This window comes from Arthrobacter sp. FX8, from assembly GCF_026723805.1.
Lineage (GTDB): Bacteria > Actinomycetota > Actinomycetes > Actinomycetales > Micrococcaceae > Arthrobacter.
In genome coordinates this window covers 2,922,118-2,941,298 of the sequence record NZ_CP113505.1, presented here as the reverse complement: position 1 = coordinate 2,941,298, position 19,181 = coordinate 2,922,118, and the positions used below count along the sequence as shown (strand labels likewise).

Annotated in this window: 27 protein-coding genes and 3 pseudogenes; 23 read left to right on the top strand and 7 right to left on the bottom strand. The window is 65.1% G+C overall.

From position 1 onward, the window contains the following. Positions 1-156: 156 nt before the first annotated feature. The 19 genes from ssd to OUO20_RS13670 all read left to right on the top strand — a co-directional run bounded on the left by ssd (position 157) and on the right by OUO20_RS13670 (position 11,795). Positions 157-936, top strand: a complete 780-nt coding sequence (gene ssd / locus OUO20_RS13755) for a septum site-determining protein Ssd (protein ID WP_326498039.1) — start codon at positions 157-159, stop codon at positions 934-936. Continuing rightward, positions 933-1,235 carry a hypothetical protein gene (locus OUO20_RS21545; RefSeq protein WP_326498038.1) on the top strand — a complete coding sequence of 101 codons (303 nt, stop codon included), beginning with the start codon at positions 933-935 and terminating at the stop codon, positions 1,233-1,235. Before ssd ends, OUO20_RS21545 begins: the two co-directional genes overlap by 4 nt. Beyond that, positions 1,232-2,536 (top strand): TadA family conjugal transfer-associated ATPase, encoded by a 1,305-nt coding sequence (locus OUO20_RS13750; RefSeq protein WP_268001966.1) that lies wholly within the window; start codon positions 1,232-1,234, stop codon positions 2,534-2,536. The genes OUO20_RS21545 and OUO20_RS13750 overlap by 4 nt, the downstream gene beginning before the upstream one ends. Continuing rightward, on the top strand, positions 2,533-3,330 hold the full coding sequence (locus tag OUO20_RS13745; protein ID WP_268001965.1) for a type II secretion system F family protein: 798 nt from the start codon (positions 2,533-2,535) through the stop codon (positions 3,328-3,330). Before OUO20_RS13750 ends, OUO20_RS13745 begins: the two co-directional genes overlap by 4 nt. Next, positions 3,327-3,932 (top strand): type II secretion system F family protein, encoded by a 606-nt coding sequence (locus OUO20_RS13740; protein WP_268001964.1) that lies wholly within the window; start codon positions 3,327-3,329, stop codon positions 3,930-3,932. Before OUO20_RS13745 ends, OUO20_RS13740 begins: the two co-directional genes overlap by 4 nt. A gap of 164 nt (positions 3,933-4,096) precedes the next feature. Further along, positions 4,097-4,399: a hypothetical protein gene (locus OUO20_RS13735; protein WP_268001963.1), complete on the top strand. Its 303-nt coding sequence runs from the start codon at positions 4,097-4,099 to the stop codon at positions 4,397-4,399. Beyond that, complete coding sequence (locus OUO20_RS21540; protein ID WP_326498037.1) at positions 4,399-5,820, top strand: recombinase family protein; 1,422 nt, start codon at positions 4,399-4,401, stop codon at positions 5,818-5,820. The genes OUO20_RS13735 and OUO20_RS21540 overlap by 1 nt, the downstream gene beginning before the upstream one ends. A 267-nt stretch (positions 5,821-6,087) precedes the next feature. Further along, positions 6,088-6,282 carry a helix-turn-helix domain-containing protein gene (locus tag OUO20_RS13725; RefSeq protein WP_268001961.1) on the top strand — a complete coding sequence of 65 codons (195 nt, stop codon included), beginning with the start codon at positions 6,088-6,090 and terminating at the stop codon, positions 6,280-6,282. A gap of 225 nt (positions 6,283-6,507) precedes the next feature. Then, positions 6,508-6,672: a hypothetical protein gene (locus tag OUO20_RS13720; RefSeq protein WP_268001960.1), complete on the top strand. Its 165-nt coding sequence runs from the start codon at positions 6,508-6,510 to the stop codon at positions 6,670-6,672. Next, positions 6,669-6,824: a hypothetical protein gene (locus OUO20_RS13715; protein WP_268001959.1), complete on the top strand. Its 156-nt coding sequence runs from the start codon at positions 6,669-6,671 to the stop codon at positions 6,822-6,824. Before OUO20_RS13720 ends, OUO20_RS13715 begins: the two co-directional genes overlap by 4 nt. Continuing rightward, positions 6,814-8,205, top strand: coding sequence for a DUF3631 domain-containing protein (locus OUO20_RS13710; RefSeq protein WP_268001958.1), 1,392 nt, complete (start codon positions 6,814-6,816; stop codon positions 8,203-8,205). The genes OUO20_RS13715 and OUO20_RS13710 overlap by 11 nt, the downstream gene beginning before the upstream one ends. Continuing rightward, complete coding sequence (locus OUO20_RS13705) at positions 8,202-8,390, top strand: hypothetical protein (RefSeq protein ID WP_268001957.1); 189 nt, start codon at positions 8,202-8,204, stop codon at positions 8,388-8,390. Before OUO20_RS13710 ends, OUO20_RS13705 begins: the two co-directional genes overlap by 4 nt. 2 nt (positions 8,391-8,392) lie before the next feature. After that, positions 8,393-9,028 (top strand): hypothetical protein, encoded by a 636-nt coding sequence (locus tag OUO20_RS13700; RefSeq protein ID WP_268001956.1) that lies wholly within the window; start codon positions 8,393-8,395, stop codon positions 9,026-9,028. A gap of 203 nt (positions 9,029-9,231) precedes the next feature. Then, entirely contained in the window at positions 9,232-9,414 is a 183-nt protein-coding gene (locus OUO20_RS13695; RefSeq protein ID WP_268001955.1) for a hypothetical protein, read from the top strand. A 17-nt stretch (positions 9,415-9,431) separates the two neighbouring features. Beyond that, positions 9,432-9,593, top strand: a complete 162-nt coding sequence (locus tag OUO20_RS13690) for a hypothetical protein (RefSeq protein ID WP_268001954.1) — start codon at positions 9,432-9,434, stop codon at positions 9,591-9,593. Positions 9,594-9,597: 4 nt separating this feature from the next. Then, complete coding sequence (locus OUO20_RS13685) at positions 9,598-10,398, top strand: hypothetical protein (protein WP_268001953.1); 801 nt, start codon at positions 9,598-9,600, stop codon at positions 10,396-10,398. Positions 10,399-10,521: 123 nt separating this feature from the next. Continuing rightward, entirely contained in the window at positions 10,522-10,863 is a 342-nt protein-coding gene (locus OUO20_RS13680) for a terminase (protein ID WP_268001952.1), read from the top strand. 389 nt (positions 10,864-11,252) lie between these two features. Then, positions 11,253-11,441 carry a hypothetical protein gene (locus OUO20_RS13675; RefSeq protein ID WP_268001951.1) on the top strand — a complete coding sequence of 63 codons (189 nt, stop codon included), beginning with the start codon at positions 11,253-11,255 and terminating at the stop codon, positions 11,439-11,441. Positions 11,442-11,483: 42 nt separating this feature from the next. Next, on the top strand, positions 11,484-11,795 hold the full coding sequence (locus OUO20_RS13670; protein WP_268001950.1) for a hypothetical protein: 312 nt from the start codon (positions 11,484-11,486) through the stop codon (positions 11,793-11,795). A gap of 65 nt (positions 11,796-11,860) precedes the next feature. Here OUO20_RS13670 and OUO20_RS13665 read toward each other — a convergent pair whose 3' ends face one another. From OUO20_RS13665 to OUO20_RS13650, 4 genes are all read right to left on the bottom strand, one after another. Then, the gene (locus OUO20_RS13665) at positions 11,861-12,103 is read right to left on the bottom strand and encodes a hypothetical protein (protein ID WP_268001949.1); all 243 of its coding nucleotides are present in this window, start codon (positions 12,101-12,103) and stop codon (positions 11,861-11,863) included. Further along, complete coding sequence (locus OUO20_RS13660; RefSeq protein ID WP_268001948.1) at positions 12,100-12,432, bottom strand: hypothetical protein; 333 nt, start codon at positions 12,430-12,432, stop codon at positions 12,100-12,102. Before OUO20_RS13660 ends, OUO20_RS13665 begins: the two co-directional genes overlap by 4 nt. A 418-nt stretch (positions 12,433-12,850) precedes the next feature. Continuing rightward, positions 12,851-13,066, bottom strand: coding sequence for a helix-turn-helix domain-containing protein (locus OUO20_RS13655; protein ID WP_268001947.1), 216 nt, complete (start codon positions 13,064-13,066; stop codon positions 12,851-12,853). Further along, positions 13,063-13,188 carry a hypothetical protein gene (locus tag OUO20_RS13650; protein WP_268001946.1) on the bottom strand — a complete coding sequence of 42 codons (126 nt, stop codon included), beginning with the start codon at positions 13,186-13,188 and terminating at the stop codon, positions 13,063-13,065. The genes OUO20_RS13655 and OUO20_RS13650 overlap by 4 nt, the downstream gene beginning before the upstream one ends. Before the next feature lie 99 nt (positions 13,189-13,287). On the opposite strand from OUO20_RS13650, the pseudogene OUO20_RS13645 reads away from it, so the two are divergent. The 3 genes and pseudogenes from OUO20_RS13645 to OUO20_RS13635 all read left to right on the top strand — a co-directional run. Further along, positions 13,288-13,407: pseudogene (locus OUO20_RS13645) on the top strand (DUF4244 domain-containing protein); the annotation flags it as partial. Continuing rightward, a complete protein-coding gene (locus OUO20_RS13640) occupies positions 13,404-13,907 on the top strand; it encodes a TadE family type IV pilus minor pilin (protein WP_268001945.1) in 504 nt (167 codons plus the stop codon). The pseudogene OUO20_RS13645 and the gene OUO20_RS13640, both read left to right, overlap by 4 nt. Continuing rightward, positions 13,904-14,326, top strand: a complete 423-nt coding sequence (locus OUO20_RS13635; protein WP_268001944.1) for an Rv3654c family TadE-like protein — start codon at positions 13,904-13,906, stop codon at positions 14,324-14,326. Before OUO20_RS13640 ends, OUO20_RS13635 begins: the two co-directional genes overlap by 4 nt. A gap of 21 nt (positions 14,327-14,347) precedes the next feature. Here the strand turns inward: OUO20_RS13635 and OUO20_RS13630 are convergent. Both OUO20_RS13630 and OUO20_RS13625 read right to left on the bottom strand, forming a co-directional pair. Then, positions 14,348-16,722 (bottom strand): annotated as a pseudogene (locus OUO20_RS13630) (DEAD/DEAH box helicase). An 86-nt stretch (positions 16,723-16,808) separates the two neighbouring features. After that, positions 16,809-17,501 (bottom strand): GNAT family N-acetyltransferase, encoded by a 693-nt coding sequence (locus OUO20_RS13625; protein ID WP_268001943.1) that lies wholly within the window; start codon positions 17,499-17,501, stop codon positions 16,809-16,811. A 132-nt stretch (positions 17,502-17,633) separates the two neighbouring features. Between OUO20_RS13625 and trhO the strand changes: the two are divergent. After that, positions 17,634-18,529, top strand: a pseudogene (gene trhO / locus OUO20_RS13620) (oxygen-dependent tRNA uridine(34) hydroxylase TrhO). Between the two features lie 65 nt (positions 18,530-18,594). Here trhO and OUO20_RS13615 read toward each other — a convergent pair. Beyond that, entirely contained in the window at positions 18,595-19,158 is a 564-nt protein-coding gene (locus OUO20_RS13615; protein ID WP_268001942.1) for a hypothetical protein, read from the bottom strand. Positions 19,159-19,181: the final 23 nt, after the last annotated feature.

Genomic DNA, 19,181 nt, shown 5'->3' with positions numbered 1-19,181 from the left:
CCGGCCTCCGGCTCCTCGTGGCGGCCAACGAACACGGCGCCACCATCCCGCGGGGGTCCTGTTGCGGACAGCGGGGAAGCGTCCGAAGCCGCCTGGCTGCCGGAGCATTCAAAGCCTGGCGCTTCAGGGCTCAGGGGTTCAGGGCTAAGGGGTTCAATGCCCGCCGGGATTCGGCCGGATGGTGCGGGAGAGGTTCTGCTGGTGACCTCCTCCGGCGTCCTCCGTGCCGAAGTGGAGCGTATTGTGGCAGCCGCCGGCGCGCACCTGCACGTTGTCCCGGACGCAGTGGAGGCAGGCCGCTACTGGGAGGCGGCAGCTGCCGTCCTGGTGGGCAGTGACGTGCGTGAACTGCAGCCCCGGCGCAGCACGCCTGCGGTCATGGTGGGCCTCGACGGCGAGGGCGACAGCCTCTGGCACCTGGCGGCGGCCCTCGGGGCAGAGCGTGTTGCCGTACTGCCGGATGCCGCCGCCTGGCTGGCAGACCATCTGAGCAGGTCGCGGTCGCCGGGCCCGGGCGGAGTGGTCCTTGGCATCACGGGCGGTTGCGGCGGTGCAGGAGCCACCACCGCCGCCATCTGGATAGCGCAGGCGGCAGCAGGGCTGGGGGTACGGGTCCTGCTGGTTGACGGCGACCCGTGGGGTGGCGGCCTGGAGCTGGCGCTCGCAGCAGAGGAAACCCCCGGGCTCCGATGGCCGGACCTCGCCGAGGCCAGGGGAAGCATCGACCCCCTGCAGCTCTCGGATTCCCTACCCGTTGCGGGAGGCTTTTCCTTCCTGTCCTGGCCTGCCACACGGGAGCAACCCCTTCCCGTCGCCGCCGCAGCCGCAGCAGGTGTGCTTGATGCTGCGCGCCGTGGCTATGAACTGGTCCTGCTCGATGTGGGAAGGGGGCAGAGCCGCTCCATACGGTGGCCTGGGACTGCGACCGGATCATGATGGTGGTACCCGCACAACTGAAGGCAGCAGTGGCGGCCGTACGCCTGATGCAGGAGCTTCCGCCGGTGGAGGCGGCCCTGCTGGTGCGGGGCCGGCCGGGCTCCGCGCTGGACAGTTCGCTGATCGCTGACGCCGTGGGACTGCCGGTCCAGGGCCGGATACCAGAACTCCGCGGCGTCGGCGGAGCCATGGAATCCGGCCGGCTGCTGGACCTGGGGAAGCGCCGGAACATCCGGCGCTTCGCTGCATCTGTGATCGATTGGCTTGGCGATGACCTGCCGGCTGGAGAGTTGGCATGAGCCCGGCGCCGGGTAATCCGTCGGCTCCGGCCGGGAAAGCGGGCAGCGCAGCGGGGGCGGGAGGCCTGGGCTCACGGCGCAGCGTCCGCATCCTGGAAGCAAACCAGGCAGGCCGCCTGAGGCGCAGCAGGGGAAGCGCCGGCAGCGGCAGGACCATCGATTCAGGGCTGCTGGAATCCGTCCGCGAATCGATGATGGCAGAGGCCGGTGCCGTGACGCCGTCTCGGGTTGCCGCGGCAGTCCAGGCCACCGGCAAGCTGTTGGGCACCGCAGGATCCCTTGCCGCCGTAGAGCGGATCAGTGCCGAACTCAACGGGCTGGGGCCGCTGCAGGAGCTCACCCGGGATCCCGCCGTCACCGACATCTTCGTCAACGCTCCCCACTCCGTCTGGGTGGACCGGGGCCGCGGCATCGAGCGGGTCCCCGTCCTGTTCGACGGCGAGGCACAGCTGCGGGCGCTGGCCTGCAGGCTCGTCGCTGCAGGCGGGCGCCGCCTCGATGACGGCTCGCCCTGTGTCGATGTCAGGCTCGCCGGCGGCTACCGTGTCCATGCCGTGTTGCCGCCGGTTTCCACGTCCGGGACGCTGCTGAGCGTCCGGATCCGCAGGGAGAAGGTCTTCAGCATGGAGGAGCTGCGCGCCGGGGGCATGTTCGGCCCGGGAGTGCAGGCGGTGCTTGAGAAGGTCGTGGACAGGAGGCTGAGCTTCCTGATCAGCGGTGCCACGGGTTCCGGGAAGACCACGCTGCTGTCTACGCTCCTGGGATTGTGTGCGGCGGAGGAGCGGCTGGTCCTGATCGAGGATGCGTCCGAACTGAATCCTGTCCACCCGCACGTGGTCGCGTTGGAATCACGGCACGGAAACCTCGAAGGCGGCGGGACAGTGGACCTGGGGGAACTCGTCAGGCAGGCACTTCGCATGCGTCCGGACAGGTTGGTGGTGGGCGAGTGCCGGGGCGCGGAAGTCCGCGAGCTCCTTACCGCGATGAACACCGGGCACAGCGGCGGTGGAGGAACCATCCACGCCAACACGGCAGCAGCAGTCCCCGCAAGGCTCAACGCCCTGGGCGCGCTCGCCGGGCTGGGACCCGAGGCTGTTCGGCTCCAGGCTGCCAGCGCCCTTGACGCTGTGATCCACGTGGGCAGGACGTCCCGGGGGAGGGAAGTCCTTTGCATCGGACTGATCGGCGACGGCCCGGAGGGGCTGACGGTGGTGCCGGCGGTTGAAGAATCGGGGGTGGCAGGTCCCGCATGGCCGGCGCTGGCTGCCCGTTTGGGAATGGACTCCGGGGTCGCCCTGTGACGATCCTCCTCATCGGAGTCCTGGGCGCCGCTGTGGTGCTGCTCCTCAAGCCGCCCCTTGATGCTGCGTCCAGGTTGCGTGCAGCAGGCGGCAGCAGCCAGAAGCCACCGGGATCCTGGCAGGGCCGGATACTGCGCTGGGGCAGCGCAGGCGGACGGGGCCCGGCGAAAGTGCGGGGCCCTGGACTGACCCTGGTGGTGCAGCAGCTGGCGGCGCTGCTCAGGGGCGGCCGGTCACCCGGGCGGCTGTGGGACGAGCTGTGGTCCGTGTACGGCACGCCGCAGGACGGGCAACGGCATGACCACGCCGCGCTCCCATCCCCAGCGCTGTCAGAGGGTTCAACTGCCGTCCTGGCTTCCGCACGCGCGGCCGCGGCAACCGGAGCCCCTGTCTCGGAGGCCATCCGGCGTGCGGTTTCCACGGCGTTGCCTCACAGGGACCGGGAGGCCAGGACCTGGTCTGAGCTTGCTGCCTGCTTTGACATCGCCGAAGCCAGTGGATGTCCGCTCGCCGACGTGCTGACCCGGTTCGTGGCCCAGCTGGAAGCGGAGGATGATGCGGATGCAGCCAGGCAGACCGCCCTCGCCGGCCCCAAAGCCACGGTCCGTCTTTTGACCTGGCTTCCATTGATGGGTCTTGGACTGGGTGCTGCCCTGGGCGTGGATCCATTGGCCACCCTGCTGGGAACACCCCTGGGACTGGCCGCATTGTTCAGTGGCGCGGTGCTCACGGCAGCAGGAAGGGCGTGGTCCGCCAGGCTTGTTGCGGCGGCCGCAGGGACAGGAGTGCCATGACACCGGGTTTGGCTGCAGGCTTTGCACTGTTCCTGCTGCTCGCCGCAAGTGCCTGGCTTGCCTGCTCCGGCTCTAACCGGTCGCATCACCGGCTCCGCCATCTGTTTCATGCCGGCCCGGGGGCGCAGCAGGTGGCCGAAGCCGAGTGGCCCGCAGGGAGCCGCGGCGAAGGCCTGAAGGACACTGCCATGATGCTCGAACTCGTGGCGGCGATGCTGGATGCCGGAGCCGGCATCGGGCGATCGCTCGAACTGGTGGCTGCCTCGGCCGCGCCGCAGTACAGGGACTCACTGCGGCCGGTGGTCTCGGCGCTGGCCATCGGGGCCGACTGGGAAACAGCGTGGCGCAGCTCCGCCGTCCGGCTCCCCGAAATCCTGGAGCTCCGGGATGCGCTGGGCTTCGCCGCGCTCACGGGGGCGCCATCGTCTGCAATCCTCTACGCCCAGGCAGCAAGGCTTCGCCGGGAACGGTTCCGGGCCGCGGAAAAGCGGGCCGCTTCGCTTGGCGTGAAGCTGGTGGTTCCGCTGGGCCTGTGTTCACTCCCTGCCTTTATCTGCCTTGGCGTCGTCCCCGTGCTGCTTGCCCTGGTTCCCACCGGGTAACCTGCCGCTGCCGTGGCCACCGCGAAGGCCGATCCCTTCCTCCACAACACCGGGACGGCCCACCTTTTCCACTTAGCGCATCCCCTCCCTTACCTGCTCCCGTTGGGCGGGGAAGAGTCAAGACAGCCGGGAAACCACCGGAAACCAATGGAAAGGAAAACCACATGTCCATCCACCACCGCCGTCACTACACGGCAGGAACCTCCGCGTTCGCCGCGTCCGGCCAGAAGCCCACGAAAAAGGACGGCGCCCCGCGCAGCACCAGCAGCATCCCATCCGCTTCCGCCCCTGCCTTGGGCCCAAAGACTTCCCTCCCGGAGGCAGGCAGGATCGTCGAACTCCACCCTGGTTCGGGAAGTCTCCGGCCCAAGACATGGCGCCCCACGGGGCTGCTGGGTTCCCAGGCCGGCATGGCCACCGCGGAATACACAACCATTGTGTCAAGTTACTCGCCCGCTAGAATTTGATGGTGAGCAAATCTAAGGGCACCCGAGCGGCCATCTACTGCCGTATTAGCCGCGACCAGCAGGGGCAGGGCTTAGGCGTAGAGCGGCAGGAGCAGCTATGCCGGGAGCTCGCCAAGTCGCTTGGGCTTGAAGTGACAGAGGTCTACACGGACAACGACATTAGCGCCTACTCAGGCCGCCGCCGGCCCGCATATGAACGAATGCTTGCCGACATTCAGGAAGGGCGCGTCTCCGCTGTACTCTGCTACCACTCAGACAGGCTCATGCGCCGGACCAGAGAGCTCGAACGGTACATCGATATTTGCCGGCCCCGCGGAGTCGTCACACACCAGGTAACAGCCGGGCTCCTGGATCTTTCGAGCGCTACCGGCTTGGCTGTAGCTAAGACTGTGGCGGCATGGTCACAGCACGAGTCAGACCACAAGGGCGAGCGCATCGCCGCGCAGAAAGCCCAAGCCGCAGCACAAGGGAAATTCTTAGGTGGGCGCGTGCCATGGGGATGGCATAAGACTAAATCTGGCATTGAAGTAGAGCCTGTTGCCGCCCAGCACATCCTGGAGGGAACGGCCGCCATCATCGCGGGCAAATCGCTAGTCGGGGTAACGAGGGCATGGGCGGACGCTGGAGCCGCTAGCTTGTCTGGAACGCCCATGAACACCACCCAAGTGCGCCGCGTCCTCCTACGGCCGCGCAACGCCGGACTCATGACCTTTCATGGCGAAGTAGTGGCGGATTCCTGGCCCGCCATCGTGCCTCTAGAGATGTTCCGCCAGTGCGAAGCGATCCTGACGAGCCCCGAGCGCCCCCAGCAGTCAGAGGCCAAGTTCAAGTACCTGCTAAGCGGGATCGCCAAGTGCTTTTGCAGCCGGTATGTGACAGGGTTTGGAGCCGAAGGCCACAGGCGCTCTTACCGCTGCAAGATCCACCAGGAGGGCGGCAAGTACGTTCCGGGGCACGCTAACCGCGCAATGACGCCCCTTGACGACTATGTGCGCGAAGTGACCGCCGAATACATCCGCCGCGACGACGTGCGGCAAGCTCTCATCGCCCGCATGGAGAAGTTGGATGCCACAGCCCAGCCAGTCCAGGGCCAGAGCATCAGCGAGCTACTGAACCGAAAACACGCCCTTGCCCGCCTCTTTGCTCAGGGCTCAATCAGCGAAAGTCAGTTAGTCGAGGGCAGCCGCGAAATTGAAGGCAAGATAGGCCGCCTGGAATCAATGGCCGTAGCCAAGGGCAGCAATCGCGCCGTAGCGGGCGTGATCCTCACTGACGATCCAGGCGCCAGTTTCCTAGCCGCGGATACCGACGTGCAACGGGAAGTAGTGCGGTCCCTGCTCAATATTCAGCTCAAACCCACAGGCCCACACCGGGGCGCATTTGACCCTTCCAGCCTCCAAATATCCCCCCGAGACGACTAAAAACCAGAGGGCAGGAACGACATACGAGGACAGAGAATGACAAGCGTGTAATTTACTGATACGGTGTCCATAGAAGTTGAATAGCTTAACTAGCTGGATGTGCCTGACCGTCCTAGACGGACCCGCATGGGGCTCAGGAAGATAAGGCGAACGGTGAGACCAGTTCAAGCGCCTAGCGTTTGAGAACCCCGACACGGGAGCCGAGTACACAGCACCTCAGATAGGTGTATGTGTCTCGGCTCTTCTTGTTTTCAGGGAGTGGACTCATTGGACGCACCACAAGCGTTACAGCCGAATTTTGATCTAATCCAAGCCGGCGCTGAGAAGTACAAGACCAGCACCCGCACTATCCGCCGCCTCATCGAAGCGGGGAAGCTCACCGAATACCGAGTCGGACGCGTCGTCAGAATCGACATGACCGAACTTGACCGCCTGTTTGCCCACGGCGGTGACAGCGAGTGAAGCCGGAAACCGCCGAACACATCCGCAAAATGGTGGCCGCGTGGCCTGCACCGAAGCCCGAACGCATCGAACGCGTGGCTGTCCTCCTGCGTGGTGGTGCTGCATGACACAAAAACGAGAAAACCCCTGGCGGGCAACCAAGGGGCAGAAACGTTCTCGGGCGGGAACACTCCAAGTCTATCAGCGGCAACCGACAGGACAACGGCAACCGCGCTGGTAACAGGCGTGCATGTCGTAGTGGTGGAAACCACCCAGGACCGACACCGCCGGCGCGTGTACTTCAACCTTCCCAGCGCCCAGCGTGCCGCAGACAGGGCCATCATGGCAGGGCACCCCGCGCACGTCATTCTGTGCCAGCTCATGCCAGTTTCCGGCGGTGAGTCACTGTGACAGACGAAGACCTCAGCGAATTCATTGCCGACGCCCCGGACGTGCGCACCATCGCCCGCAGGGCCAGCGAATGGATAGGGGTACACGCTTCCCGCACCTGCACCGGAACCGCCTACGTCCCCAGGGCAGGAGACCGCCGCTATGAACGATAAATTTGCACCCCTCACAGATGAAGACCTCGCCGCGGCAGGCTTCAACGTCGGTTCTGTCGGATACGTCGCTCCCGTCGGTTTGTTTCCAGACCCCCAAACCGTCGGTTCAGCCGGTTCCGGCGGTCCCGTCGGTTCATTTGAGAGGGTACTAACCGACGTAAGAGCCTGGCTCTCCCGGTTTGTGTGCGTCATGGACGACCTGGATCTAGACCTGCTCACCCTCTGGGCCGCTCACACTCACCTTGCTTTCGAGACGTACACAACACCCCGCCTTGTCCTGGATTCATCCATGCCGGGCTCAGGCAAGACAACCGTCCTCGAACACCTTTCCAGGCTCTGCCTGGAGCCGGTACAGGCCGCATCGCTCTCATCCCCGGCACTCCTAACCCGGATGCTCAACAAATCAATGCGAACCATCCTCATTGATGAAGTGGACAGGTCACTGGATCCCAAGAAACCCGGAGTAGAAGACCTTATCGCCGTCCTCAACTCCGGATATAAGCGGGGAGCTACACGCCCCGTCCTAGTCCCCAGTAAAGGCGGGGAATGGGACGTAAGCGAGATGTCCACCTTCAGCCCGGTAGCAATGGCAGGCAACGCCCCAAACCTCCCAGACGACACCCGCTCACGCTGCATCCGCGTGCTTCTAATGCCAGACCTCGAAGGCCGCGTCGAATCCTCCGACTGGGAAGAGATAGAGGAAGAGGCCCGGGAACTCGGCCGGCGCCTGACCGAAGGCGCGGAAGAGGTACGGGAGTTTGTGCGGACAGCACGCCCGGAACTCCCCGCCGGCTGCATCGGACGAATCAAAGAGCGTTGGAACCCCATCAAGCGCGTAGCAACAGCCGCAGGCGAGCAATGGGCCGCTATCGCGGATGAACTCATCAAGAGGGACATAGCGGAGGCAGAAATGGACAAGGAAGACGGAATAACCCACCTGCCGCCCGCGGTGATCCTCCTGAAGGACATTCGGGACGTATGGGACCCCGCCGACGCCTTCACCCCGTCAGCAGTCCTCATTCACCGGCTGATCCAGCACAACCCGGCAATGTGGGGACAGTTGAGCAGCTACGGCAAGGAACTAAACGCCCAGCGACTCGGCCGGATGCTAGTTACCGCTTTCAAACTCCACTCCACCAGGCAGGGAGATTCCAAGCGCGGTTACTTCCGGGCCAACCTCGAAAACGTGTGGCGTCGGATGGGCATGACCCCTCCAAAAGAAACCGACGGGACTGACGAAACCGCCACAACCGACGGTCACAGTCTCCCAAATCAAACCGACGGAACCGCCGCAACCGCCGAAACCGACGGATGCAAGCTGCACCCCACCCCAAAGCCGAACGTCTGCTTCACCTGCTCAAACCTTCAGGAGGCATCATGACCACCCGCCACGAACTCACAGCCGCAGACGGCACACCGGAGGAACCGCTCCCGGATGTCCCGGCCCTGACAGCCCGCGAGGACGAACACCGATGGATGAATCGCGCCTTACTCGCTGAAGCCCAGCTAGCCGTCCTAAAGGCCGCATACCAGCCCGCCAGCACCCCCACGAATCAGGAGAAGTAGACATGGCACAGCCAGGAGCATTCGGAACCCGCGGCGAAGACTACATCGTCAGGGAAATAGCCGACCTCAAACGCTCCCTCAGGGAACTCGCCGCGGCCAATCCATTCGGCCCTATGGGCATCAGGCCGCAGATGGGCGGCATGGTTGTGGAGGGTTATCAGACAGTCAACGGGCCCCTGACCATCACGGGAAGCCTAGACCTTCCCGCCGGCAGTGTTCCTGACGCCGCCCTCGCTAACCCGGTCCAGACGGACACGGCAAGCAACGGCATCACAAACTACGCCATCGATACGACGGCGACCGTCCGGGCATCTGTGACGCTGACCGTCCCGGCAGGAGGCTTTACTACGGCCATCGTCATTGCCAACGCCACCGCTGCGGGCACCAACTCCGGCAGCACCGCAGATTACCTCTACTGCTCCGCGATTGTGGCAGGAGTCAACGGCGGGGAACTCTACTCATCAGCAGCCCCCGGCCTGGGCGTAGGACTCACGTCCCCGTTCAACCCGACGCTCACGGGACTTACCAGCGGGCAAACCATCACCGTAAGCGTTGCCACCCGCGCCGGCACCGCAACATGGGCAGCCGCCACAGCCAATCAGTGTTCTATCGCCGCGACCGCCATCTTTCTGAAGTAGGAGCCACCATGACCGCACAGACCCCCGAACCCACCACCACGGCACCTGTAAAGACTTTTACACCTGAGCCAGCCACGGACGCCCCGCTGACCTTCCAGGCACCTCCCCCGAGAGCCCGGGAGCCCCAAACCCGATCCCTCGCGGGATCCCCTTCAACGAGCCCATCACGCCCGCCGCAGCCGCAGCCGAACAGGAGAGCTGACATGCCACGCCCGGGCCACGGCATCTACTCAGACAGGACCCTCGAAAGCTGGGACGCCCCAGCAGCAGCGGCCGCACTCTGGGAACGAGCCCGTCACCTCCAGGAACGCGTCGAGTACTGGGAACGCCGCGCCAAATCAGCGGAAGCCCGCATGCTGGCCCACGACTGCAACGCCGACCAGTGAAGAACCAAGGAGCACCCATGAGCGACGACCTCGAAGCAGCACTACGCCGGGCAGTCGGACTCGAAACCGAAGACGACACCACCACAGGCACCACCGCCGGCGAACCACCGGCCCTCAACTCAGACCGCCTACTCACCACACTCACCGCAGCACTCGGCATCATCAACGAAGGGAACTAACCCAATGTTCTACAGCATCCGCTCCACCGCCCGTACCTTCACCAACCTCGGCGTTGAACTCCCCGCCGCCTGCACCCAGGCACTCGAACTGGCCGACGCCATCACCGAAGCGACCACCACCACCGCAGCCGCCGACCTCAACCAGGGCATCACGGACGGCACCGTAACCCCCGCAAACGTCGTCAAGAAACTCCGGGAAGCAGCACAGGCCATGCTCATCGCCGAACGCCTCCCGCAGGCAGCGCAGGCCACAGAATCCGCGCTCACCCTCGCATTCAACGCAGGCATCCGCGACAACGCAGACAACATCATCGAACAGCTCCGGGAACCCTTCAACGCAGCAGCAGCAACCATCACCACAGCAGGCCGGCACTTCCACCCCGAAGCCAACGCCGCTACCGTCCTCGCCGCAGGAGTAGAAGCAGCCACCGCATGGCAGGACCTCACCGAAGCACGCAACACCCTGGCGCAAATCCGCAACGCCCGCACCATCCTGGCCGACCTCGAACGTGACCACACCAACCCGGCACTGTTCTACGTCGCCGGACCACTCAGCACCCAGGACGTATGGAACGTACAGAGCAACTGGGGCGGAGCCGGGGACTTCTTCCACCAGGTAACCCACGAGGGCTACAGCCTCAGCCTCAACACCAGCGAAGAAGCGCAGGCAATCGAACGCGCAGCACTCAGCGCAGCCGAACGGGAAGCAGCAAACACGGCAGCAGCAGCCCGCAGGAAGAACGAAGCTGACCCGCACTCAGAGCCCGCGATCCGCAAAGCAATGATCGACGCAGCACGAGGCTAACGACAACGAGGGTGGGGGAGGTACCCCCACCCCACCCCTAAGGCCCGCCTCCGGCATAGGGCCAGATTCACTCATGACGGGCTGGATCAATCGACCTAGCCCCCTTTGTAAAGGATTTTGGACATGGAACACGAAGCCCCGGCAGGCTTGAAAGAGGCCGGCCTGAGGATGTGGCGGTCTATCGCAGACGAGTACGAACTAGGGGAGCATGAGCTTTCCATCCTCTTAGAGGCTGCCAGGACGGTAGATGCTCTGGACGATCTGGAACGGATTGTCAGGGAGGAAGGCGTCACTAATGTCTCGCCGCAGGGCGTGAGGGCTCACCCTGCCCTTGTGGAGGCCCGGCAGCAGCGCGTCACCCTCGCCAAGCTCGTAGCCTCGCTGCGGATCCCGCTGGATGAGGAAGAGAGTATCGGCCGCACGCAGCGCCGGGTAGGCGTCCGGGCAGTCTCGAGTATCCGGTGAGGCGCCGAACTAGGGAGCACACGTTGGACGGTGGCAGTATCCCGGAAAGCGTGCTGACGTTTGTTCCTGCGGATTGGCCGGGCGACTCGGAGTATCAGCGCTGGACGGCTTGGGATGCCGCCTCTCGGTTGTGGGCTAGGAAGAACCTCCGGAACGGGGAGGACGGCTTACCCAACTTGCTTGTCCGGGCAGCTTCCGCCCCGGACCAGCCGTGGGACGAAGTAAAAGACGCCCTTTAGGACCCGGGGGCTGGGGGCTATACACCCCCGCCCCTGCTTTCCAGTCGCCCCTCCGGCATAGCGACAAATATCCCCCCGAGGTTCTGTTTTTCCGCGGACGTGGACGAAATCAACCACACGCACGAGACAACTGACAGATAGGCTCCCGTCATGACTAACGAAACTCAGACCGAAACTAAGACCATTGAAGACTTGAACAGGACCGCTAAGGCTACCCTGCTCGAAGCGATCGCCGAAGCGGCCTACGATGAGGCCCGCCCGGATGCTCTGGAGGCCCTTGCTAGGGCTTACGCAGCAGTGGCGGCCAACGGGCCAACCAAGGGCGAAGTGCCTGCCTGAACAAATCGTAGGAGACCCGCCCGAACAACCAGGAGATAAGCAATGACGATCCCAAAGGCTAACGTTCGCCCGATTGACCAGGCACGCGCTTTGCGTGCGATCCTCTCTTTCCGCAACTCGGATCAAATGGGAGTTGAAGTTGTAGCCAGGGAAGCAGCAGGCGATAGTGACCCGGAGTCCGTGGCGCATCTTGTTATGGCACTCACGGAAGCAGCCGCACGGTTCATTGACCCCACGCCAGACGCTGACGATCAGATCCGCAGGCAACTTCTGCTATTCGCTCAACTTGAAGCCGAGCAGCACGATTCAGAGGGCGACGACCCTGACAGCTCCAGAGTCGAGACGGACCGGTAAAGCGCAAAAAGAGCCCCGCCAGGTATCGCCCGGCGGGGCTCTAACTGTGAAACAGCACACGCGTGCTAAATGTCCACGTCCGGTTGCTGCATGCCGATGCCCTGCTGCTTCATCCACGCTTGATAGCTGGCAAGCGCCTCTTGCATCGCGTCCCAGACTTCCGGCTCGACGTCTCGGGGATTCTGTTTCATGGAATCGACCATTTGCCGGAACACGGCTATATCGTCCGTGATCTTGCCCTTGATGGCTTCCCGCTGGATGTGGGCCTCATCTTCCGGGCTGAACATGTCTTCCAGTTCTTGGCTCATGCTGCGGCCAGCTTGGATACTTCCGCCAGTGCCGCGGCGATCTTCCCGGCCTCTGCGCCCTGGATGGCGTTGTCTCCGTCGCCGTCAACGTAGAACGTGACGCCCTCGTTTATGGTCCAGTCGGTTGTTATCTTCCATCCCTTGCCCTCGAATGTTGGCCCGGACCAGAGGGCATAGTCGCCGTCGCTGGATGGATCCAGAGTGAAACCGGCCGGCGGCATCGGTACTGGCCCCAGCTCGCCCAGGTACTCTGACGGCTGCATGCCTCTTGCTGCGGCCTGTTCGATGAGTTCCCCGACAGTGTTGGGCATGGTGATTGTGGCAGTCATGGTGAGACCTTCCCCCTATTTGTTTGGTACCCGCATCCCCAGCGGATGCAGTGACAGTAACGCGTGGTGCTGACTTTCAAGGAATAAGACGGACCTAACGGGCTGGCTTGTCATAGTCCCTCACCCCGTCACGAAACCCGCCGCCCCCGCCTCCGTCAGCGACATTCCAACGCCTGTAGCCCGCCCAAGGTATCGGGGCAGGCTGGCGCTCATAGCGGCTGCACGGCCGTGGCAGTCGCTCCGCCCCCGGTAGGGCGGCTAAGGGAGGTGTAAGACACCGGGCCGACGCTGGTTTACGTCTAGGTCAGCAGGAACGACGCAGGCGGAAGCCTGGAACCAGCCAAGGAAACAGTGCCCTTGAATGGATCCCGACCGCCGCCACATCGGACATTTGTCCGACGTGAACAGGCAGAGGGATTTAGGCGACAATCTCAGACATGGGGCAGCCGAAAACATCGGCCAGCGCGGCTATCTCGGACGGCTTGAGCAGCACAGCCCCGGATAGCTTTGCTTCCAGTTCCGGCCCAGCAACGCGGAGGGCTACGGCGGCATATTCCGGTGAGACGCCGGAAGCCTGCATGCGGCTACGGATCAACGCCAGAGTTGCGGCGTAGTACGAGACGGGCGCGCTCATGCCGCAAGCCCGAAGATCAGACCCTCAACGATGGAGGGGACAAAGAAGAAAGCCAACACAATCAGTGTGTGGAAGAGGAATTGCACTGCGCCTTGCACGGCACGGGCTGTATTCTTATTCATGTTGCCGGTCCTATTCACTGGTAACCACGCCCCCGGATTGTTGACGCAATCGCGGGGGTTTACCCGTATTCGAGCGGGTAACTTCAAACAGTGTCCGTCTATGCCATTGCTACCCTGGCCGCCGTCGGGTTCGCCGGGCTGCTTGTGTTCATCCTCCGCAGCGACGAGGTACGTGGTTTCCTGCTCAACCTCATCCGCACCGCGCTGGCGCTGCCGTGACACCTCTGCCGGCGGGGCTGCGAATTCATGGACCCCTCACGGCCGTCGTCGGCAGCAGCGCCGGCGGCAACGATGACCGGAAGACGGCGGACGCCGGTGCAAACGCCCGCGGCGCGGTTACCGCAGAGTTCGCCGTGGCACTGCCTGCCGTACTGGCATTGCTGGCCATGCTGCTTGCAGCAGCCGCCGCGGGGATGACGCAACTGCGCATCGAGGAGGGAGCCAGGGCCGGTGCCAGGGCGCTGGCCCGGGGTGATGACACCGCGGCAGTGGAACGGACGGTCCGGACGCTCGCCGGCGGTTCGGCGGCTGCGTCAGTTGCTGCAGACGGCGAGTGGTTCAACATCACGGTCACGGACCGCGTGCCTGGGCCATTGGGAGCATCCATCCCGTGGACCCTCACCGCGCGGGCGTCAATGCGGAGCGAAACAGCCGGGACGGGAGCCGGCATCGGCGCCGGTGCCCTCAGGGGCTCCACGCATGGCCAGGCCGCCAAATGATGGCCGATGCCGGACGGCCCCACCCTGCCGCCGCCAGGCGCCACACCACCAAGGGCCGGCGCGGGGCGGGAAGGCATGACGGCCGCGAACGCGGTTCGGGCACAGTCCTGGCCGCAGGGCTGGCCCTTGTGGTCATGACGGCCATGGCCGTCATGCTGCTGCTGGCCCAGTCCGCCGTGCTGGCCAGCAGGGCGGCAGCGGCTGCGGACCTGGCGGCCCTTGCCGCAGCGGATGCGCTCCGCGGCATCACCACGGGCGAGCCCTGCAGTGTTGCCGCCGAGGTCGCCGCGCGGCACGCCGCCACGGTCCTTAGCTGTACCGAGGGCGCGGGCCAGACCATTGAGGTGCGGACCCGGCTCGGCGAGCGCCCGCTGCTGGGAGCCGCAACCGGACATGCCCGGGCAGGGCCGCCGCCATAGCGATGACGCCGGCCTCGGGCGTCAGCTCCTCGCCTCCACATCCACACGGGACGTCTCGGAGGCATCCTTGAGCAGGACATCCAGCAGGGTCACCGCGGCGGCCTTGTCCAGCGGATTGTTCTTGTTGCCGCACTTGGGGGACTGCACGCAGGACGGGCAGCCGGACTCGCACTCGCAGGCCTTGATGGCGTCCCGGGTTGCCGCCAGCCACACCATGGCCTTGTCGAAGCCCCGTTCGGCAAACCCCGCCCCGCCGGGGTGCCCGTCATACACGAAGATGGTGGGCACCCCGGTGTCCGCATGCAGTGCCGTGGAGACCCCGCCGATGTCCCAGCGGTCGCTGGAGGCGACGAGGGGCAGGAGCCCGATCGCGGCGTGCTCGGCGGCGTGGAGGGCACCGGGGAACTGGGCTTCGATGAGGCCGGCCCCCGTCAAGGAACGGTTGTCCACCACGAACCATACGGCCTTGGTGAAGAGCTCCCGGGCACCCAGCTCAAGGGGCTCCTCACCCAGGACTTCGTTGGAAATCAAGGCCTTGCGCTGGAACGAGACAACCTGCGTGGTGACCTTCACATCGCCGAAGTGGACGGTTACATCGCCCCATTGCATGGTCCGCACCGTGTCCAGGACCTCGATCTGGGTCACGTCCCGTGCTGTGGTGTAGTAGTCGGGGTTTGCCCGGCGAACCATGACACAGTGGTCGTCTTCGTTCAGGTCCTCCACCACGTAGGTGTCGCCCTGGTGGACGTATACCGCGCCCGTGTGGGCCTGGTAATGGGTCTGGGGCGAGTCCATGGTCCCCAGCAGCGAGCCGGTCTCGGCGTCAACGATGCTGACCGGACCGCCGCCGTCGGCCCGGAGATTGACCATGGCCGCGGCGCTTTGCGAGTGGGTCCAGAACCAGCCGGCGGGACGCCGCCGCAAATATCCCTGCGCCACCAGACGGTCCAGGAGCTTTTCGGCAGTTCCGCCAAAAAGGTCCAGCTCCGCCGGTCCCAGGGGAGTTCCGCTGCCGCGGCGCAGAGGTGTGGTCCCAGCACATAGGGGTTGGACGGGTCGAAGACCGTGGCCTCCACCGAGACATCGAAAATCGCCTCCGGGTGGTTCACCAGGAAGGTGTCCAGCGGATCATCGCTGGCCACAAATGCGGCGATGGCATCCTGGCCCGCCCTGCCGGCGCGGCCAATCTGCTGGAACAGGGAAGCCCGCGTCCCGGGCCAGCCGGCCACCAAGACCGCATCGAGACCGGAAATGTCGATTCCCAGCTCCAGGGCGGACGTGCTGGAAACGCCCAGCAGCTGGCCCGACCGCAGCGCCTTCTCCACCGCGCGCCGCTCTTCCGGAAGGTATCCGGAGCGGTAGGCGGCCACCCGCTGCGGGAGGCTGGGGTCCACCTCGTCAAGGAGTCGCTTGGTGATGGCGGAGATGGTCTCGGCGCCGCGGCGGGATTTGATGAAGGCAATCGTCCGGATCCGGGCGGACACCAGGTTGGCGAGCAGGTCAGAAGTTTCGGCCACTGCCGTCCGCCGCTCCTTGGCCCCGTTCTCGCCCCGGACCTCGGTCAGCGCCGGTTCCCAGAGCGCCACGGTGGTGGCCCCGTGGGGCGAGCAGTCCTCGGAGACCGCCTTCACGGGGGCGCCGATGAGGCGTGAGAAGGAGACATCAGGCTCGGAGGCGGTGGCGGAAGCCGCGATGAAGACCGGTTCGGGGAACGAGGTGCCCGCGCCGTAGTACGCGCAGATCCGGCGGAGCCGGCGCATCAGGTTGGCAACATGCGATCCGAAGACGCCACGGTAGCTGTGTGCCTCGTCCACGATGACGTAGCGCAGCCGGCGGAAGAACCCGGCCCACCAGGCATGGTTGGGAAGGATGCCGAAATGCAGCATGTCCGGGTTGGCCAGGATGAAATTCGCGTGGTCCCGGATCCACCGCCGGGCGGCCGGATCCGTGTCGCCGTCGTACGTTTCCGCCCGTACCGTGGGCAGCCTCAGGGCCCGGATGGCGTTCAGCTGGTCGGCCGCCAGCGCTTTGGTGGGGGAAAGGTAAAGGGTGACGGCACCGTCGTCGTGGATCTTTCCCGGCTCCGCCAGCACGCGCAGCTCGGAACGGTGGATCGCATCCAGCGCCGGCAACTGGTACGCCAGCGACTTCCCGGACGCGGTTCCGGTGGCCACCACAACGTGCTCCCCGGCATATGCTGCATTGGCCGCGTCCACCTGGTGCCGGTACGGCTCGCGGATGCCAAGCGACCCGTACGCCCCGAGAATGTCCGGGTGCACCCAGGCCGGCCACGGCGCGTGGATTGCCTCCCGCGCCGGGATCCTGCGGACATGACGGAGCTGTTCCGGGTCCGGGCCGCGGCCCAGCAGAGGAATCAGGGAGTCATGGGGGTTCACCCCACCATTCTTTCATCCGATGCACCGCGGCAGGCCACGGGTCACCAACGGGAACCCCGCAGCCCGGCTCCGCCGGACGGCCCGGCTCAGCTCAGCGACAGATCCGATCCGTCATGCGATGCCGAAAGCATCAGGACCCGGGCAATGGTGCTCCAGCCGAGGTGCGAATAGAGCTTCTGCCCGTCCACGGACGCCAGCAGGAGTCCGGTCCGGATGCCGCGGCCGGACGCCTGCGCCGCCAACGCCCGCATGATCAGGCTCCCCAGGCCCCTGCGCTGGAATGCCGGCTGGGTGATGATCTTGTCAAAGACGGCGGTATCACCCACCACGAAGGCCCGGCCGCCCGCCGCGACCGCGTCCCCCGAAAGGACTTCGGCGTAATACACGCCGTCCCGTTCGTACGTGGCAAGGCTTAGGTCGTCATCGGAAAGCCACGGGTCCTCCGCGTCCTGGGTTTCCATGTCAACGATCATCATCGCCTGCGAATCCGAGGTGACATTCAGGCCCTGCCGGCCTGCCATTGCCGCATAGCGGGAGGGGTCATTGGTAAGGATGGTCAGCACCCGCGCGGGGGTTTCTGCGGTTCGGGCGGCCAGCGTGGCGAACTCGTCATCAGTAGGTTCTGAGGCGAAGACTTCCCACTCGCCGCTGGTATCAGCACGGAGTGCTGCGGGGAAGCGGCCCTCCTTGGCGGTCTGGTAACCGCGACACCCGGCCCAGCCCGCAACCCACACCTCAAGCAGGCCAGTGATGTCTTCAACAGCGGTTTCCGGACTCATGGCAAGAAGACTATTCCAGCCCGATCGCCAGCAACAGGGGGTAGGGAATCGCTTATGCAATCGTAATGAGGCCCTCCTCCGGGCGTTGTGAAGCAGGACCAGGCTGCCGCTGCAGCCGGTACCCTTAAATGCGTGGCTTTGAACAAAATTGTGCTTTTCTACGGCTTCACCCCCATCACCGATCCGGACGCCGTCCGGCTCTGGCAGCGCGCCCTCTGCGAGAAGCTGGGCCTTACGGGCCGCATCATCCTCTCCAAGGACGGAATTAACGCCACCGTGGGCGGGGAAATCGGCGCCGTTAAGCAGTACGTCAAGACCACGCGCGAATACGCCGGGTTCCGCGGCATCGACGTCAAATGGTCCGACGGCGGAGCAGAGGACTTCCCCGGCTCAGCGTCAAGGTGCGGGACGAGATCGTCTCCTTCGGCGCACCCGGAGAACTCAAGGTCGACGCCAACGGCGTGGTGGGCGGCGGGAAGCACCTCAAACCCGAGGAACTCCATGAACTGGTGGATGCCAGGAAGAAGGACGGCGAGGACGTCGTCTTCTTCGACGGCCGCAACGCGTTCGAAGCTGAGATAGGCCGGTTCAAGGACGCTGTAGTCCCGGACGTGGCCACCACCCACGACTTCATTAAGGAACTGGACTCCGGCAAGTACGACTCCCTGAAGGACAAGCCGGTGGTCACCTACTGCACCGGGGGCATCCGCTGCGAGGTGCTCTCCAGCCTGATGGTGAACCGCGGCTTTAAAGAGGTGTACCAGCTGGACGGGGGCATCGTGCGCTACGGCGAAGCCTTCAAGGACCAGGGACTGTGGGAAGGCTCGCTCTACGTCTTTGACAAGCGCATGCACCTGGAGTTCAGCGACGACGCCAAGACCATTGGCCAGTGCGCCCGCTGCTCCGCGCCGACCAGCAAGTTCGAGAACTGTTCCAATCCCAGCTGCCGCACGCTGACGCTGTACTGCACGGAGTGTGCCGCCAGTCCCGAGACGTTGCGCTGCCCCCAAGGCTGCACCGCCGCCTGAGGACGGTGCCGCCCCGGACGCAGGTGCCAAGCCAGGGTGAGGCCCCGCCGGGACAACCCCGGCCGTCAGAGCCGGTACACGCGGAACGCATAGTTGGCCGCGGTCCTGGCCTCCACCCTGACCGTCAGGACGCTGTCCGTGGACAGGTAGATGACGTTTTCGCGGTTGATGCCGCACCGCAGGCCCAGGTCCACCAGCGTGAGGGTCTCAGTGCGCACCGTGAAGGTCACCCGGCGCTGGCTCCTGCAGGCGATGGCCAGGGTGTAGGTTCCGGTCTTCAGGACCGGTGAGGAGATGGTCCGCACTTCCGCGGGGGCCAGGAGCCCGGCATCGGCCTGGACCACCGGACCGGTGCCGTCGGGGAGCGCCCGCGACACCCAATCGCCCAGGTCCGCCTCGCTGACCGGGTCCTGCTGCAACGGGTCACGGGTGAAGGCCGGCGCCGGGGCGGCGCTGGCGGTGCCCTGCACGGTGCCGGTCCGGGCGTCGTCGTACGTATATTCGCAGCCGGCCAGCGCACCTGCCGCAAGCACCAGCCCAAGGGCGACGGCGGCGGCGGGCTTCGGTGCCAGCGGCGCCCGTGCTCTCCCTCGGGGAAGGGGCGCGGAGATTCTCCGCACACTGGGCATAGTCAGACTTTATGCCCGCAGCG

Coding starts and splice junctions, on each gene's coding strand:
- ssd (WP_326498039.1), top strand. CDS start 157: ATGCCCGCCGGGATTCGGCCGGATGGTGCGGGAGAGGTTCTGCTGGTG.
- OUO20_RS21545 (WP_326498038.1), top strand. CDS start 933: ATGATGGTGGTACCCGCACAACTGAAGGCAGCAGTGGCGGCCGTACGC.
- OUO20_RS13750 (WP_268001966.1), top strand. CDS start 1,232: ATGAGCCCGGCGCCGGGTAATCCGTCGGCTCCGGCCGGGAAAGCGGGC.
- OUO20_RS13740 (WP_268001964.1), top strand. CDS start 3,327: ATGACACCGGGTTTGGCTGCAGGCTTTGCACTGTTCCTGCTGCTCGCC.
- OUO20_RS13735 (WP_268001963.1), top strand. CDS start 4,097: ATGTCCATCCACCACCGCCGTCACTACACGGCAGGAACCTCCGCGTTC.
- OUO20_RS21540 (WP_326498037.1), top strand. CDS start 4,399: ATGGTGAGCAAATCTAAGGGCACCCGAGCGGCCATCTACTGCCGTATT.
- OUO20_RS13710 (WP_268001958.1), top strand. CDS start 6,814: ATGAACGATAAATTTGCACCCCTCACAGATGAAGACCTCGCCGCGGCA.
- OUO20_RS13705 (WP_268001957.1), top strand. CDS start 8,202: ATGACCACCCGCCACGAACTCACAGCCGCAGACGGCACACCGGAGGAA.
- OUO20_RS13700 (WP_268001956.1), top strand. CDS start 8,393: ATGGCACAGCCAGGAGCATTCGGAACCCGCGGCGAAGACTACATCGTC.
- OUO20_RS13695 (WP_268001955.1), top strand. CDS start 9,232: ATGCCACGCCCGGGCCACGGCATCTACTCAGACAGGACCCTCGAAAGC.
- OUO20_RS13690 (WP_268001954.1), top strand. CDS start 9,432: ATGAGCGACGACCTCGAAGCAGCACTACGCCGGGCAGTCGGACTCGAA.
- OUO20_RS13685 (WP_268001953.1), top strand. CDS start 9,598: ATGTTCTACAGCATCCGCTCCACCGCCCGTACCTTCACCAACCTCGGC.
- OUO20_RS13680 (WP_268001952.1), top strand. CDS start 10,522: ATGGAACACGAAGCCCCGGCAGGCTTGAAAGAGGCCGGCCTGAGGATG.
- OUO20_RS13675 (WP_268001951.1), top strand. CDS start 11,253: ATGACTAACGAAACTCAGACCGAAACTAAGACCATTGAAGACTTGAAC.
- OUO20_RS13670 (WP_268001950.1), top strand. CDS start 11,484: ATGACGATCCCAAAGGCTAACGTTCGCCCGATTGACCAGGCACGCGCT.
- OUO20_RS13665 (WP_268001949.1), bottom strand. CDS start 12,103: ATGAGCCAAGAACTGGAAGACATGTTCAGCCCGGAAGATGAGGCCCAC.
- OUO20_RS13660 (WP_268001948.1), bottom strand. CDS start 12,432: ATGACTGCCACAATCACCATGCCCAACACTGTCGGGGAACTCATCGAA.
- OUO20_RS13655 (WP_268001947.1), bottom strand. CDS start 13,066: ATGAGCGCGCCCGTCTCGTACTACGCCGCAACTCTGGCGTTGATCCGT.
- OUO20_RS13650 (WP_268001946.1), bottom strand. CDS start 13,188: ATGAATAAGAATACAGCCCGTGCCGTGCAAGGCGCAGTGCAATTCCTC.
- OUO20_RS13635 (WP_268001944.1), top strand. CDS start 13,904: ATGATGGCCGATGCCGGACGGCCCCACCCTGCCGCCGCCAGGCGCCAC.
- OUO20_RS13625 (WP_268001943.1), bottom strand. CDS start 17,501: ATGAGTCCGGAAACCGCTGTTGAAGACATCACTGGCCTGCTTGAGGTG.
- OUO20_RS13615 (WP_268001942.1), bottom strand. CDS start 19,158: ATGCCCAGTGTGCGGAGAATCTCCGCGCCCCTTCCCCGAGGGAGAGCA.